Raw genomic sequence first — 481 nt, forward strand, 5'->3', positions numbered from 1 at the left:
AGCTCGGTGCATTGCAACTGTCGACGCGCTTGGTCATGGCGCCGATGACCCGCTCGTTCTCCCCGCGTGGCGTCCCTAATTCCAACGTCATCGAGTACTACCGTCGCCGCTCCGCCGCAGGCGTCGGCCTGATCATCACCGAAGCCACCTATATTCCGCACCCCTCGGCTCACAGCTACGCCGCCGTGCCGAGATTCTACGGCGATGACGCGCTGGCGGGTTGGCGAAAGGTCGCCGAAGCCGTGCATGCCGAAGGCGGCAAGATCATGCCGCAACTCTGGCACACCGGCAGTTTCCGCGAGCTTGGCATGGCGCCGGACCCCTCCGTGCCCGGTTTCGGCCCGTCCGAGAACCTGAACGCCTTCGAAAGCACCACTCACGTAACCAAGCCGATGAGCGAGACCGACATCGCCGAGGTCATCGAGGCCTACGCCAAGGCCGCAGTTTCGGCCAAGGCGCTCGGGTTCGACGGCGTGGAGAT

General features: G+C 64.9%; 1 protein-coding gene. It reads left to right on the top strand.

Annotated elements, in window-relative coordinates; all coding sequences use genetic code 11:
- Positions 1-481, top strand: a 481-nt coding sequence (locus AACY08_RS29180; protein ID WP_445262062.1) for an oxidoreductase, incomplete at both ends; no start/stop codon positions are given.

The organism is Pseudomonas sp. EL_65y_Pfl1_R83 (assembly GCF_963970695.1).
Lineage (GTDB): Bacteria > Pseudomonadota > Gammaproteobacteria > Pseudomonadales > Pseudomonadaceae > Aquipseudomonas > Aquipseudomonas tritici.